Here is a 13,090-nt window from a genome sequence, read left to right as displayed (position 1 = left end):
GGCGGGCCCGGTTGTCTCTATTCGGGCGGCCCGATCCGCCGTCCGGACCTGAGGAGAGCATCAGCATGACAAGCATCAAGGACCACACCGTACTGATCACCGGAAGCAGTCGTGGCATCGGGCGGGCGCTGGTCGAGGAAGCGTTGAGGAGAGGCGCGAAACGGGTGTACGCCGGCATGCGGCGGCCCCTGCCCCACGCGGACGGGCGGGTCACGCCGCTGGCCCTGGACATCACCGACGCGGCGCAGATCCAGCAGGCCGCGGCCGAGATCGAGAGCCTCGACGTCCTCGTCAACAACGCGGGCATCGCGTCGTACGACGATCTCAGTGATCGTTCGGTTCTTGAGCAGCATCTGGCGGTCAACCTTTTCGGGATGCTCAGCGTGACGCAGGCCTTCCTGCCCGCGCTGAGGCGTTCCGGGGGAGCGGTGGTGAACAACCTGTCGGTCAACGCTTTCGCGCCGTTGCCGCTCATTCCGGCCTATTCGATCTCCAAGGCGGCTGCGTTCTCGATGACGCAATCGCTGCGCACGCTCGTCGCCGGCGATGGGATCAGCGTGCACGCGGTGTTGACCGGCATCGTGGACACCGACATGTCACGGGGCGTCGACCTGCCGAAGGCTTCTCCGGAGTCGGTTGCGCGCAACATCTTCGACGGAGTGGAGAGCGGCGAGGAGGACATCTTCCCGGACGCCATGGCTGAGTCGCAGGCCGAAAGCTGGCGGGCGGGGGCGGCGAAGGAATTGGAGCGTCAATACGCGAAGGTCGCTGCTTCGGCTTCAGGGGAGTAGGAAATGTTGCTGGAGAACAAGAACGCGGTCATTTACGGCGCTGCGGGCGCGGCTGGCAGTGCGGTGGCCCGCGCGTTCGCCCGTGAAGGTGCGCGGGTATTCCTGACCGGCCGAGACCTCGGCGCGCTCGATGCTCTGGCCAAGGAGATCTCTGCTGCTGGTGGCACGGCCGAGACGGCGGTGGTCGACGCGCTGGACGAAGAAGCCGTCGAAACCCACCTTGACGCGGCGGGACGGATCGACATCTCGTTCAACGCCATCGGAATCCCGCAGCAGGGCCTGCAAGGAATCCCGCTCGCCGACCTGCCGGTGGCGAGTTTCCTGCGTCCGGTCACGACTTATGCCCAGGCGCATTTCGTGACGGCCAGGGCCGCCGCGCGCCGGATGAGCGTCCAGCGTTCCGGGGTGATCCTGATGCACACGGCGGAACCGGCTCGGGTGGGCGTCCCGATGCTCGGCGGAATGGGGCCGGCCTGGGCGGCGATGGAGGCGTTGAACCGGGAGCTCTCGGTGGAATACGCGCGTGACGGCGTGCGGTCGGTCTGCCTGCGTACCACCGGAATGGTCGAGACCTCGACGATCGATGTCGTCTTCGGCCTGCACGCCGACGCGCTGGGCGTCACGAGGGAGCAGTTCACCACCACCGTCGCCGAAACGACCCACCGCAAACGCGCGACCACCCTGACGGAATTCGCCGAAACGGCCGCCTTTGTCGCGTCCGACCGGGCAGCCGCGATGACGGGCGCGGTCGCGAACCTGACCGGCGGCGTGATCGTCGACTGAGTGTTTGGCTATGATGTGGAGGATTTGATGGTTGATTTGAAGGCGCACGCGGACCGGCTCCGCGCGCTGCACACTGAAGAAATGCTGGTACTGCCCAATGTCTGGGACGCGGCCAGCGCCTCGGTCGTGGCCGAAGCCGGTTTCCCCGTGATCGCCACCGCCAGCGCCGCCGTCTCGGCCATGCTCGGCTATCCCGACGGCGAAGGCGCGCCCTGGCGGGAAATGTTCGCCGCCGCCGGCCGGATCGCCCGCGCGGTCCAGCTCCCGGTCACGGTGGACGCCGAGGCGGGGTACGGTTTGCGGCCGCGTGAACTGGTGGACCGCCTGCTGGAACTCGGCGCGGTCGGCTGCAACCTGGAGGACACCGACCACCGCTCCGGCGGCCTGTCCGACGCCACCGCCCAGTCCGACTGGCTGTCCTCGGTCCGCTCCGCCGCGGACGACGCCGGAGTCCCGATCGTGATCAACGCCCGCATCGACGTTTTCTTGCCTGCCAACGGAATCCCGGAACCGGACCGCCTGTCGGAAGCAATCCGCCGCGGCCGCCTCTACCGAGCTGCCGGTGCCGATTGCCTGTACCCGATCGGTGTGCGGGACAAGGAGGTTCTCGCTAGCTTGGTCAGTGAACTGCCTGGTCCGGTCAATGGGAACAGTGGTGGCGCTTTGGACCTGGGGACGCTGCGGGACTTGGGCGTGGCCCGGGTTTCGTACGGCCCGAGTTTCTACCGTGCGGCTATGGCTGAGCTGAAGGTTGCGGTGGAGAAGCTGCGGTCCTGACTCTGTTGTTTTGCTTTGTCCTGTGGCGGCACACCCGGCGCTGAATGTCCACACCGGACTGTCAGCTCCGGGTGTGCCGCCTGCTTCAGCTGCCGACTGCTTGGCCTGCCTGCTCCGGGCGCGGCCACACTCGGTCATCGCTTGCCGTTCGCCCCTTCGCAGCGCGCCTGTCGCCGCTTGCCTGCGCGCCCTGCTTCCCAGGCCCCGCACCGGTCTCCGATTCCCGCCTGATTCCCTGGTCAGGGCGCCGGTCCCCGGTTTTTGTCGTACCCCTCGGGTAGCTTCCGACCTATGGCACTTTCCGAAGAAGAACGCGAAGCATTCCTGGCTGAACCCCACATCGGCGCGCTGTCAGTCCTGGAGCGACCCGACCGCGCCCCGCTGGCGATTCCCATTTGGTACCAGTACAACCCAGGAGGAGACCTGTGGGTACGCACACCTCCCGCCTCCCGAAAGGCCCGCGCGATCACCACATCCGGTCGTTTCACCCTGATGGTCCAGCGAACCACGCCGACAGTCCGTTATGTGTCAGTGGAAGGCCCGTTGGTCAGAACGTCGCCGGACAGCCCCGAACTGGCCTGGGAGATGGCCGCCCGCTACCTCCCCCCGGACAAGGTCGCCGCTTTCGTGGACTACGAACGAACCCACCTCGGCGAACACATCGCCCTCCACCTGCACCCAGAACACTGGCTGTCCGCGGACTTAGGCTCGGGTTGAGCTGACTGCGCCAGGGTAGTTGGCTGCGTCAGCAAGGAGGTTGTCCGCAGCTCAGGCCGCACCAGACCGAGCCGCACCAGACCGAGCCGCACCAGACCGGACAACGCCAGACCGGACAATGCCAGACCGGACAACGCCAGACCGGACAACGCCAGACCGGACAATGCCAGACCGGACAATGCCAGACCGGACAATGCCAGACCGGACAATGCCAGACCGGACAATGCCAGACCGGACAATGCCAGACCAGGCAGCACCAGACCGAGCCGCACCAGGCCATGCCCTACCGGGGCCGGTCCGAGCTTGGCTCACCATGCCGTCCGGCGATTTTCTCGATCACCGGCAGCAGTGTGGCCAGAGCGGACCACCGGCGGGCTCTGGGCCTGTCCGCGGTCTCGGTGCTCGCCGCCGTCACGGTGCTGCTGGTCCGCGCCCGGGACGACGCCCGCACCGTCGCGCAGCTCGACGCGAACCTCGCCTCGCTGGAGGTGACCATCCCGGACGCGCAGCTCGCGGAACTGGACCAGGTCAGCCGGCCGCAGCTCGACTTCCCGGCCGACCTGGTTCGCGACGTCGCGCCGCACTACCAGCAGGCCGGGGCCACGATCAACGGCGTCGAGTCCAGCGTGCTCAGCACCGACTGACCGGGCTCAGGCCTGCGGGCGGACGAACGGGAACAGCACTGTCTGCCGGACCGAGGTGCCGGTGAGCATCATCAGCAGCCGGTCGATGCCGATCCCGAGCCCGCCGGTGGGCGGCATGCCGTGTTCCAGCGCCTGCAGGAAGTCCTCGTCCAGTTCCATGGCCTCGACGTCGCCGCTCGCGGCCAGCAGCGACTGCGCCTCGAGCCGGCGGCGCTGCTCGATCGGGTCGGTCAGCTCGGTGTACGCGGTGCCGACCTCCGAGCCGAACGCGATCAGGTCCCAGCGCTCGGCCAGCCGCGGGTCGACGCGGTGCTGGCGGGTCAGCGGCGACACGTCGGTCGGGTAGTCGGTGTAGAACGTCGGCATGACCGTGCTCGGCTCGACGAAGTGCTCGTGGGCTTTGAGGACCAAGTCGCCGGCGGTGGCCTCCTCCGAGGCGTCGATTCCCGCCCTGGCGCACAGCCGCCGGAGCACCTCCGCCGACGTCGAGGAGTCGACTTTTTCGCCCAGTGCCGCGGAAACGGCCTCATGCACCGGGATCACCGGCCAGTCGCCCGAGATATCGATCTCGACCACACGACCGTCCGCGCCAGGCCTTCGCACCACCTGCGCGCCGTACGCGGCTTCAGCGGCATGCTGGATCAGCTCGCGGGTCAGCACGCGCATCGAGTTGTAGTCCGCGTACGCCTGATACGCCTCGAGCATCGTGAACTCGGGGTTGTGGGTGGCGTCCACGCCCTCGTTGCGGAAGTTCCGGTTCAGCTCGAAAACCCGCTCCACCCCGGCCACACACAGCCGCTTGAGATACAGCTCCGGCGCGATCCGCAAATACATCCGCATGTCATACGCGTTGATGTGCGTGACAAACGGCCGCGCGTTCGCTCCACCGTGGACAGTCTGCAACATCGGCGTCTCGACCTCGAGATAATCACCCTGGTGCAACCGCTCCCGCACCGCCCGCACCACAGTGGACCGCAACCGCAGCATCTGCGCCGACTCCGGATTCACCGCAAGATCCAGATACCGCTGACGCACCCGCGTCTCCGGATCCGTCAAGCCCTTTCGCTTGTCCGGCAACGGATGCAGGCACTTCGCCGTCACCGTCCACTCATCCACCAACACCGACAACTCACCCCGCCGTGACGTCACCACCTGACCGCTCACGCCTACGTGATCACCGAGGTCGACACCGCTGCGCCAGCCGGACAGGTCGAGCACCTGTGCGTCGAGCATCAGCTGCAGCTCACCCGAGAAATCGCGCACCCTGGCGAAACACAGCCCGCCGAGGTTGCGCAGGGCGATCACCCGGCCCGCGATCCGGACGCGATGGCCGGTACGGGAATCCGGCGCCAGGCTGCCGAACTTCTTCACCACGTCGCCGAGCACGTCCGCTCGCTCGAAACCGACCGGGTACGGGTCGATCCCGGCCGCCCGCAGCTTGTCCAGCTTCGCGATCCGCACTCGCACCTGCTCCGGCCGACGGGCTGCTTTCGGCACGAGCCGGGCGGCTGATTCGTCGATTTCCTTGGCCTGGGCGACGAACTCGTCGGACACCGTGTCCAGCCGCAGTGCGCGACGAGAGGTCCCGGTGGGCAGGAACCCTTCAAGCGCCCCGGCCACGATGCTGACCCGCGGCAGTTTCCGCGCGGAGGAATAACAGAGGAACCGGGGCTCCCAGTCCGGCCCGTACTTCGCGTTCGACCGGTACAGCGATTCCAGCTGGAAGAACCGCGAAGCCCGGCTCAGGATCGCGCGCCACAACCTCAGCACGGGCCCGGCGCCGATCCGCTCGCCCGCGGCGAACACCGCGCGGAACATCGCGAAGTTGAGCGAAATCCGTTGCGCGCCAAGCTGAGGACCGGCCGCGACGACCTCCGCGATCAGGTACTCGTTGAGCCCGTTTTCGGCATCACGGTCGCGGCGCATCAGGTCGAGCGAAAGCCCACGCCGTCCCCACGGCACGAACGACAGGAGGCCGCGCAGCTCGCCCCGCGTGTCGTACGCCTCGACCATGACGCTACGGCCGTCGCTGGGATCGCCGAGCCGGCCCAGCGCCATCGAAAAGCCGCGCTCGGTTTCGTCGCCGCGCCAACGCTGGGCCTGGGCCCGCAGCACGGCCATCTCGTCGGCGGGGATCTCGCTGTGCCGGCGGACCTGCGCGGTGTAGCCGGCGCGCTGGATCCGTTTGACGGCCTGGCGCACGGATCGCCGGTCCGGCCCGGCGAGGCTGAAGTCGCGGACGTCGAGCACCGCCTCGTCGCCGATCTCCAACGCCTTCAATTCGGCCGCGGCGTACACCTTCGCGCCACGTTCGCTCGCCCCCAGCACACCCGGGGTCCAGCCGTAGACCCGCGCTTCGTCAAGCCACGCGCGCACGGCGTCCGGCCACGCTTCGGGGTCGCCGACGGGATCCGCGCTGGCGACGGTGGTGCCCGCGAGCACGCGGTAGGTCACCGCGGCCCGGCCGGACGGCGCGAAAACCACGCTCTTGTCGCGGCGGGTGGCGAAGTAGCCGAGCGAGTCGTCTTCGCCGTGTTCGGCGAGCAACTCGCGCACGTGCAGCTCCTCGGCGTCCGTCCTCATGCGACTGGAGCGCACGCCGCGGAAGAAGACGACCAGCGCGGCCACCCCGGCGAACGCCGCCAGCGCGTCGAGCGTCCCGTCGAGCCAGCCCGGCCCGGCGCCGATCCAGCGCAGCTGGAAGAGCCCGCCGGTGGTGTGGTTGGCCACCCAGGCGAGCTGGTCGCCGGTGCTGCGCAGGGTTCCGGGGACCACCTCGGTCACCAGGAAGCCGACGACGATCACCGCGGCCAGCCCGCCGGCCAGCGCGGAAAGGCCGCGCCACCAGGCGCCGCGGGCGAGGCGGGCCGGGAACGCCGGGCGCAGCGCCAGCAGGAGGGCGATCAGCACGGCCGAGATCACCGTGGCGCCGGCGTTCCAGATCACCTGGCCGGTCACGTCCGGATAGTCGTCCGGGTCGAGGATTTCCCCGGGATCGGCCAGCAGCACGGTGATCCACAGCAGCGAAAACAGCGCGGAGCTGACCTGGAACCAGACGAGCGTGAGCAGCGCGGCGCGTTTGCGGGCCCGCAGCGCCGCCCCCAGCGCGACGAGCACCAGCACGATCACCAGCGCGCTCTCGACCGGCAGGCCGAGCACCGCGAACAGCGTCACCAGCAAGTCGCCGAAATCGCCGCCTCCGTTGGTCAGCAGCAAGAACAGCGAAGCGAGCGCGCCGATCTGCACGACCGTCGCGACCACGCCGCCGGCCCGGTCCTTCCAGCGGGCCACGGGCGCCGAGCCGGGGTTCACGAGCGTCCCAGCCGGGTGAGGTAGATGTCGCGGGCGGACAGGCTGGCCGCCATGTGGTCGGCCAGCGGGTCGAAGAACGACTCGCGGTACTTGGCGTCGGTCACCGTCGAAGCCGCGAAGTAGAGCCCGGAGAACGCGGCGATGAACAACGACACCTGCAGCAGCTCGTTGGGCACCGGCATCTGGATCCCGAACAGCACGCCGCCGCTCGGCGGGCGCGCGATCCACGCCTTGATCACGTCGCTGCGGATGGACACGGCGCCGAAGACGACGAAGAACACGAACATCAGCGTGGCGAACACCACCGTCTGCAGGACCTGGGTGAGCATCAGGACCAGCACCATGTTCGCCCGCTCCAGCTTCCGCAGCGGGACCCGCGGCAGGTCGGTGGCGCCCGGGCTCGCGGCGATCGGCCCGAACGGCGTGCCGCGCAAGGCATCCGCGGCGAACGGCACGCTGTGGGACTTGGTCAGCGTGCGGACTTCGTCGGACAGCATCGAGGACAGGAACACCACGGCCACCACGACGAAAAAGCCCACCACCAGCCACATCTGCGAGCGCGGCAGCGACGCGCAGACCTGCCAGATCTCGGTGGTGAAGAACCCGAAGATGGTGAACAGCAGCAGTAGCGGCAGCGCCCGGCTCGCCAGCGCCCCCAGCGCCCGCGCCTGCCGGAACGCCGCTCGCAGCGCCCAGCCCAGGATCGAGCCGCCGCCCACGAACGCCATGCCCAGCAGCGCGACCACGAGCACGGCCTGGACCACCAGGTCCGCGGGACTCCAGTCATCCGGCGCGAGCAGGCGCGCGGCGGTGGGCACGGCCACCACGAACAGCGCGATGGCGATCGCCGCGAGGGTGATGCCGCGGCGGTCGACGATCCGGCGCCGGACCCAGCGCGCGGCCAGCCAGCCGGCCAGCGCCGGGATCACCACCCAGCCGACCAGGAGGCTGTTGTACGCCCACAGGAAACCGGTGTTCTCCATGCGCCGGTCGAAGTCGGCGTCGGTCCCGCCGTCGATGCCGCCCAGCACGGCGGTGATCAGCTGCGCGAGCCCGACCAGGACCAGCGCGGGCACGATGCGCACGAGGAGCTGTTCCGGCCGGCCCCGGACCACCGCCGGCAGCCCGCGGCGCCGGAACCACTGCTCGGCGGCGTGCTCGTCCAGCTCGTCGTTCACTCGTCCTCCATCGCGGGGTCGGGCCCACCGGGTGTGGTCATAGTGGGCGCCGGGCCCCGCGGACAGCGTTCATCGCGGGCCGCCGCGCGGCGCCGTTCCTCCGATAGCGTCATCGGGGACCTCGGCGGTTACCATCCGTTGACCGGCGTCCGGGCCCCCGCCGATCGGCGGGAGCACACCCCGCCGACCGGCTGGCCTAGCCTCGGCCGGGGACAGGCCACTGTGGTGCGCGGGGGAGGGAACCGAAGTGATCAGGGTAGTCGTGGTCGATGACGAGGCGCTGGTCCGTTCCGGCTTCCGGCTGATCCTCGACGCCGCGGCCGACATCGAGGTGGTGGCCACCGCGACCGGCGCGCAGGCGGTGCGCGAGATCAGCCTGCAGAAGCCGGACGTCGTGCTGCTGGACGTGCGGATGCCGGACGTGGACGGGCTGACCATCCTGCGTGAGGTCCGCGCGCAGCCGAATCCGCCGGTCGTGGCGATGCTGACCACCTTCGACTCCGACGAGTACATCGCGGCCGCGTTGCGCTCGGGCGCCGCGGGATTCCTGCTCAAGGACACCGATCCCGAGCAGCTCGCCCACCTGGTGCGGACGCTGGCCGGCGGCGGTGTGGTCCTCTCGCCCAAGGTCACCCGATCGGTGGTGGACCGGTTCCTGGACAGCGGCGCCGGCTCGCCGACGTCGGCGCGGATCGACAAGCTCAGCAACCGCGAGCGGGAGATCCTGATCCAGCTCGCCGAGGGACTGTCCAACAACGACATCGCGGCCGGGGTCCACCTGAGCGTCGGCACGGTCAAGGACCACGTCAGCGCGATCTTCACCAAGCTCAAGGTGTCCACGCGGGTGCAGGCCGCGCTGCTCGCCCAGCAGGCCGGGCTGCTGGCGCCGCGCGACGACCGATGACCAGGCGCCTGCCGGCCGCGCTCGCGGCCGATGGCGCACTCGTCGCGCTGGCCCTGCTCGACGTCTGGCTCAACCTCGACTACACCGGCGACCTCGAGCTGGTCTGCGGCCTGGTGGCGGCCGTGGTCCTGGTCCTGCGCCGGCGCTTCCCGTACGTGGTGTTCGCGCTGACCATGCCCGCGCTGTTCCTGGGGCCGACGGTCATCGCGGCGCTCATCGCCCTGTACACGGTCGCCGTGCACACCCGGGACCGCCGGGTGGCGATCGGGTTGGCGGTGCTCGTGGCCGTCGGCTGCGCGTTCCCCTGGCCGCCGTCCGGCGTCGGCGACGAGACCCGGGCCACGGTCCTGCTCGACGTGCTCTACGCGACGATGGCCGCCGCCGCGCCGGCGTTGCTGGGGATCCTGACCCGGACGCACCGTGAGCTGCGCGAGCGGCTGGTGGAGATCGAGCAGGCCCGTGAGCAGGAGCGCGTGCTGATCGAGCAGACGACGCTGGCCCGCGAGCGGACGCAGCTGGCGCGGGAGATGCACGACGTCGTCTCGCACCAGGTGAGCCTGATCGCGGTCAGCGCGGGCGCGTTGCAGGTCGGCGCGTCGGACCCGGGGACAAAAGAAGCCGCGTCGACTATTCGTTCGCTGAGCGTCACCACGCTCGACGAGTTACGGCACATGGTGACGCTGCTGCGGGCGTCCGGCAGCCAGCCGACGGAGCTGACGCCCCAGCCGACCCTGGCCGAGCTGGAACGGCTGATCGCCACCAGCGGGGTCGGCGCCGAGCTGCAGGGCGGCCTCCCCGAGGACATCAGCGCGCCCTTGCAGCGCGCGATCTACCGCACCGTCCAGGAATCGCTGACGAACGTCCGCAAGCACGCGCCCGGGGCGGCCGTGACCATCCACATCGGACAGACCGGGGCCGAGCTGGCCGTCGGGATCACCAACGGGCCGCCGACCCACACCCCGGTGCCGCTGCCGAGCGCGCAGCACGGGCTGGTCGGGCTGCGCGAGCGCGCGGAGCTGCTCGGCGGCACGCTGACCGCCGGGCCCGCCCCCGAAGGCGGCTTCGCGGTACGCCTGCGGGTGCCCGCCGACGCCGGCTGACGGAGCGGTTCCGGTCGACCGGCGGGTGCGGTCCCGACCGTCAACGGATGGTCGCGCGGGCGGCGCGCGGAGATGCTGGAGCACAGCTTCTCCCTTGCCCGCCGTGCTGATCCTGGAGTAACCGATGACCCTCGTGATCGTCCTGGTCGTGCTCGCCGCCGTGATCCTGGTGGTCCGCGCGGCCGTGCTGCGCTGGCAAGCCGCCCAGCAACGCCGGCTCGACGACGCGGCCGCCGACGCGCGGCGGTGGATCGAACGGCTCGGCGGCCAAGTCCTGACCCTCACCGGCACGGACACCGCTTCGCAGCAGGCCCTGGCCGACGCCGCCGAGCGGTACAACGCGGCCGCGTCCCAAGTGGAGCAAGCCGAGAGCGCGGAGCAGGCCCGGCTGGCGACCGAGACCGCGCTGGAAGGCCTCTACTACATCCGCGCCGCGCGCGTCGCCATGGACATGGACCCCGGTCCCGCGCTGCCGGACGAGGCCGAGCGGGAGCGGGCGGGCAAGGTCACCGAGCATCGTGAGGTCGATGTGGACGGTCAGACGTACGCGGCGTCCCCCGAGCCGGGACAGGGAACTCCGCACTACTACCCCGGCGGCGAAGTCGCGGGACGGCCCGTGCCGCAGGGCTGGTACAGCGAACCGTGGTGGAAGCCCGCGCTGATCGGCGGCGCGTGGGGCCTCGGCGCGGCGGTCCTGTTCGGCGCCATGTTCACCGGCATGCCCGGCGTCGCCGATGCGAGCACCTGGCAGGACGGCTACGAAGCGGGGCAGCACGACGTCGGCTTCGATGACGACGACGCCATCTTCTGATCCCGGCCGCAGACCCTCCGGTCACCCGATCCAGCGGTCGCGCGGCCGTTTCCCGGCGCCCGCCGGAACCCTTCATTACGCTTCCCCGTGCGGACTCCCGCGCAGGCGTGACGGAAGAGGGTGCCGGTGATCCCCAGCGTGATCGCCGCGACGGTGGTCGTGCTGCTGTGGTCGCTGACCGCCGGACGGCTGGAGAAGTGGCGGGTCAGCGCGCCGATGGCGATGGTGGCCGCCGGGCTGGCCATCGGCTTCACCACTCGCAACGTGCTCGGCAGCGGCCTGAACACCGAGATCGCCCAGCACATCGCCGAACTCATCCTCGCGCTGCTGCTGTTCGTCGACGCCACGGCGGTGAAGGGCGGCTACCTCGGGCACGACGGCCGGACCGTCCTGCGGCTGCTGCTCGTCGCGCTGCCGCTGTCGATCCTGATCACCATGGGCGTGGGCCTGCTGGTGCTGCCGGGGCTGGGGTGGGCGGCGACGCTGCTGATCGCCTGCATCATCATGCCGACCGACTTCGCCCCCGCGACCTCGGTCGTGCGCGACGCCCGCATCCCGGAACGCATCCGCCACGTCCTGAACGTCGAAAGCGGGTACAACGACGGCATCGTCGCCCCGGTGTTCATCTTCGCGCTCACTCTGGCCGGCAGCCACACGCAGGCGAACACCCCCGTCGAAGCGCTGCAGACGGCGGTTCCGGCGGCCGTGCTGGCCGTGGTCGTCGGCGTGCTGGTCGGCGGGCTGTCGGCGCTGGCGATGAACAAGGCGACCGCGCGCCACTGGGCCACGGAGCACTCCACGCGGGTCGCGACCGTCGCCATCCCGCTGCTGACCTACGGCGTCGCGATCGCGGTGGGCGGAAACGGCTTCGTCGCGGCGTTCCTTTGTGGAATCGCCTACAAGGCCGCGCGCAAGGACGCCAGTGAAGCCGAGTTCGTGCTGGTCGACGACGTCAGCGCGTTGTGCGGGCTGGCCATGTGGTTCGTCTTCGGCCTCGCCGCGCTGCTGCTGTTCGACTTCAGCGTGACCTGGGGCGCGATCGTGGTCGCTCTGGTCGCGCTCACCGTCGCCAGGGCCGGGCCGGTCCTCGCCGTGCTGCTCGGCTCGGACCTGCGGTGGCGGGACCGGATGACCATCAGCTTCCTCGCCCCGCGCGGCGCGGCGTCCATTGTGTTCGGTCTGCTGGCGTTCAACTCGCTGGACAACGAGGCCGCGGACCTCGCGCTGGCGATCATGGTGCTCACGGTGCTGGGCAGTGTGCTCGTGCACGGTGTCAGCACGTCGCTGCTGACCAGCCGGAAACGCCCGTAGTCACCCGGTTTTCGGCGCCGGCCAGGACCCGGTTTCCGGGACGCCGTCCATCCCGTCGAAGAGCCCGGCGAACACGGCCGCCGAACCAGGCGCCCAGGTCCCGCGGATCACCGCGGGCTTCCACCACGGAATGCTGTACCAGCCCTGCGGCACCGGACGTCCCGCGACCTCGCCGCCGGGGTGGTAGTACGGCGTGTTTTCGCCGGGCTGCGGGGAAATCTCGTAGGTCTGGCCGTTGACGTCGACCTTGCGGTACGCGGTGACGTGCCCGGCGCGCGGCTCGCCGCCGGGCAGGGTGAGGCCGCGGTCCAGGTCCAGCGCGACCCGCGCGGCCCGGACGTAGGCCAGTCCCTCGAGCGCTATTTCCCTTGCCAGTTCGGCTTGTTCCGGCGAATCGGCCTCGTGGAACCGGCGCCCGGCGGTGTCGTAACGCTCGGCGGCCTCGGCGAGCGCCTGCTTCGAAGCGTCGTTGCGGCCGAGGATCTGGACGATCTGGCCGCCGAGCCGGTCGACCCAGTGGCGCGCCTCGGTTTGCGCGTCCTCGAACCGGCGCTGGCGGTCCGCGGCCTTGGCGCGGGAGACGAAGATCGCGACGGCCGTGATCGCCATGAGCACGATCAGGGCGAGGGTGAAACCCATCGGTGCCTCCCGGGTCGGGTGGCCGGGCAGCGGTCGCCGTCCCGGCCGTCCCGGTCAGCCTCGCGAAGGTATCGGACCGGCACCATCCGTTGACTGTCCGGAGCGGGTCCGCCGGTCGGTGGG

12 protein-coding genes are annotated in these 13,090 nt (G+C 70.2%); 9 read left to right on the top strand and 3 right to left on the bottom strand.

What is annotated here, in order from left to right:
* The first annotated feature begins 65 nt into the window (after nt 1-65).
* The 5 genes from OG371_RS04910 (at nt 66) to OG371_RS04890 (ending at nt 3,712) form a co-directional block, all read left to right on the top strand.
* Nucleotides 66-791 carry an SDR family NAD(P)-dependent oxidoreductase gene (locus tag OG371_RS04910; protein WP_329065972.1) on the top strand — a complete coding sequence of 242 codons (726 nt, stop codon included), beginning with the start codon at nt 66-68 and terminating at the stop codon, nt 789-791.
* A gap of 3 nt (nt 792-794) precedes the next feature.
* Nucleotides 795-1,574 carry an SDR family NAD(P)-dependent oxidoreductase gene (locus OG371_RS04905; RefSeq protein ID WP_329065971.1) on the top strand — a complete coding sequence of 260 codons (780 nt, stop codon included), beginning with the start codon at nt 795-797 and terminating at the stop codon, nt 1,572-1,574.
* Nucleotides 1,575-1,601: 27 nt separating this feature from the next.
* Nucleotides 1,602-2,351 carry an isocitrate lyase/PEP mutase family protein gene (locus OG371_RS04900; protein ID WP_329065969.1) on the top strand — a complete coding sequence of 250 codons (750 nt, stop codon included), beginning with the start codon at nt 1,602-1,604 and terminating at the stop codon, nt 2,349-2,351.
* Nucleotides 2,352-2,642: 291 nt separating this feature from the next.
* Nucleotides 2,643-3,068: a pyridoxamine 5'-phosphate oxidase family protein gene (locus OG371_RS04895; protein ID WP_329065967.1), complete on the top strand. Its 426-nt coding sequence runs from the start codon at nt 2,643-2,645 to the stop codon at nt 3,066-3,068.
* A gap of 350 nt (nt 3,069-3,418) precedes the next feature.
* Nucleotides 3,419-3,712, top strand: a complete 294-nt coding sequence (locus tag OG371_RS04890) for a hypothetical protein (protein WP_329065965.1) — start codon at nt 3,419-3,421, stop codon at nt 3,710-3,712.
* Nucleotides 3,713-3,718: 6 nt separating this feature from the next.
* Here OG371_RS04890 and lysX read toward each other — a convergent pair whose 3' ends face one another.
* Together lysX and OG371_RS04880 are read right to left on the bottom strand one after the other, a co-directional pair.
* Nucleotides 3,719-7,003, bottom strand: coding sequence for a bifunctional lysylphosphatidylglycerol synthetase/lysine--tRNA ligase LysX (gene lysX / locus OG371_RS04885; RefSeq protein ID WP_329065963.1), 3,285 nt, complete (start codon nt 7,001-7,003; stop codon nt 3,719-3,721).
* Between the two features lie 17 nt (nt 7,004-7,020).
* Nucleotides 7,021-8,202: a hypothetical protein gene (locus OG371_RS04880; protein WP_329065960.1), complete on the bottom strand. Its 1,182-nt coding sequence runs from the start codon at nt 8,200-8,202 to the stop codon at nt 7,021-7,023.
* 247 nt (nt 8,203-8,449) lie between these two features.
* Here OG371_RS04880 and OG371_RS04875 point away from each other — a divergent pair, with 247 nt between their 5' ends.
* The 4 genes from OG371_RS04875 to OG371_RS04860 all read left to right on the top strand — a co-directional run bounded on the left by OG371_RS04875 (nt 8,450) and on the right by OG371_RS04860 (nt 12,328).
* Complete coding sequence (locus OG371_RS04875; RefSeq protein WP_329065958.1) at nt 8,450-9,106, top strand: response regulator transcription factor; 657 nt, start codon at nt 8,450-8,452, stop codon at nt 9,104-9,106.
* Nucleotides 9,103-10,206 carry a sensor histidine kinase gene (locus tag OG371_RS04870; RefSeq protein ID WP_329065956.1) on the top strand — a complete coding sequence of 368 codons (1,104 nt, stop codon included), beginning with the start codon at nt 9,103-9,105 and terminating at the stop codon, nt 10,204-10,206. The genes OG371_RS04875 and OG371_RS04870 overlap by 4 nt, the downstream gene beginning before the upstream one ends.
* Before the next feature lie 124 nt (nt 10,207-10,330).
* Nucleotides 10,331-11,017, top strand: a complete 687-nt coding sequence (locus OG371_RS04865; RefSeq protein WP_329065953.1) for a hypothetical protein — start codon at nt 10,331-10,333, stop codon at nt 11,015-11,017.
* 126 nt (nt 11,018-11,143) lie between these two features.
* Nucleotides 11,144-12,328 carry a cation:proton antiporter domain-containing protein gene (locus tag OG371_RS04860; RefSeq protein ID WP_329065951.1) on the top strand — a complete coding sequence of 395 codons (1,185 nt, stop codon included), beginning with the start codon at nt 11,144-11,146 and terminating at the stop codon, nt 12,326-12,328.
* Here OG371_RS04860 and OG371_RS04855 read toward each other — a convergent pair whose 3' ends face one another.
* On the bottom strand, nt 12,329-12,967 hold the full coding sequence (locus OG371_RS04855) for a hypothetical protein (protein WP_329065949.1): 639 nt from the start codon (nt 12,965-12,967) through the stop codon (nt 12,329-12,331). It abuts the gene before it with no gap.
* Nucleotides 12,968-13,090: the final 123 nt, after the last annotated feature.

The sequence above is a fragment of the Amycolatopsis sp. NBC_01480 genome, assembly GCF_036227205.1.
Lineage (GTDB): Bacteria > Actinomycetota > Actinomycetes > Mycobacteriales > Pseudonocardiaceae > Amycolatopsis.
This window is presented reverse-complemented; position numbering and strand designations above follow the sequence as displayed.

Bases quoted from the DNA above. Each gene is read 5' to 3' on its own strand.
- OG371_RS04910 (WP_329065972.1), top strand. From the start codon at position 66: ATGACAAGCATCAAGGACCACACCGTACTGATCACCGGAAGCAGTCGT.
- OG371_RS04905 (WP_329065971.1), top strand. From the start codon at position 795: ATGTTGCTGGAGAACAAGAACGCGGTCATTTACGGCGCTGCGGGCGCG.
- OG371_RS04900 (WP_329065969.1), top strand. From the start codon at position 1,602: ATGGTTGATTTGAAGGCGCACGCGGACCGGCTCCGCGCGCTGCACACT.
- OG371_RS04895 (WP_329065967.1), top strand. From the start codon at position 2,643: ATGGCACTTTCCGAAGAAGAACGCGAAGCATTCCTGGCTGAACCCCAC.
- OG371_RS04870 (WP_329065956.1), top strand. From the start codon at position 9,103: ATGACCAGGCGCCTGCCGGCCGCGCTCGCGGCCGATGGCGCACTCGTC.
- OG371_RS04865 (WP_329065953.1), top strand. From the start codon at position 10,331: ATGACCCTCGTGATCGTCCTGGTCGTGCTCGCCGCCGTGATCCTGGTG.
- OG371_RS04855 (WP_329065949.1), bottom strand. From the start codon at position 12,967: ATGGGTTTCACCCTCGCCCTGATCGTGCTCATGGCGATCACGGCCGTC.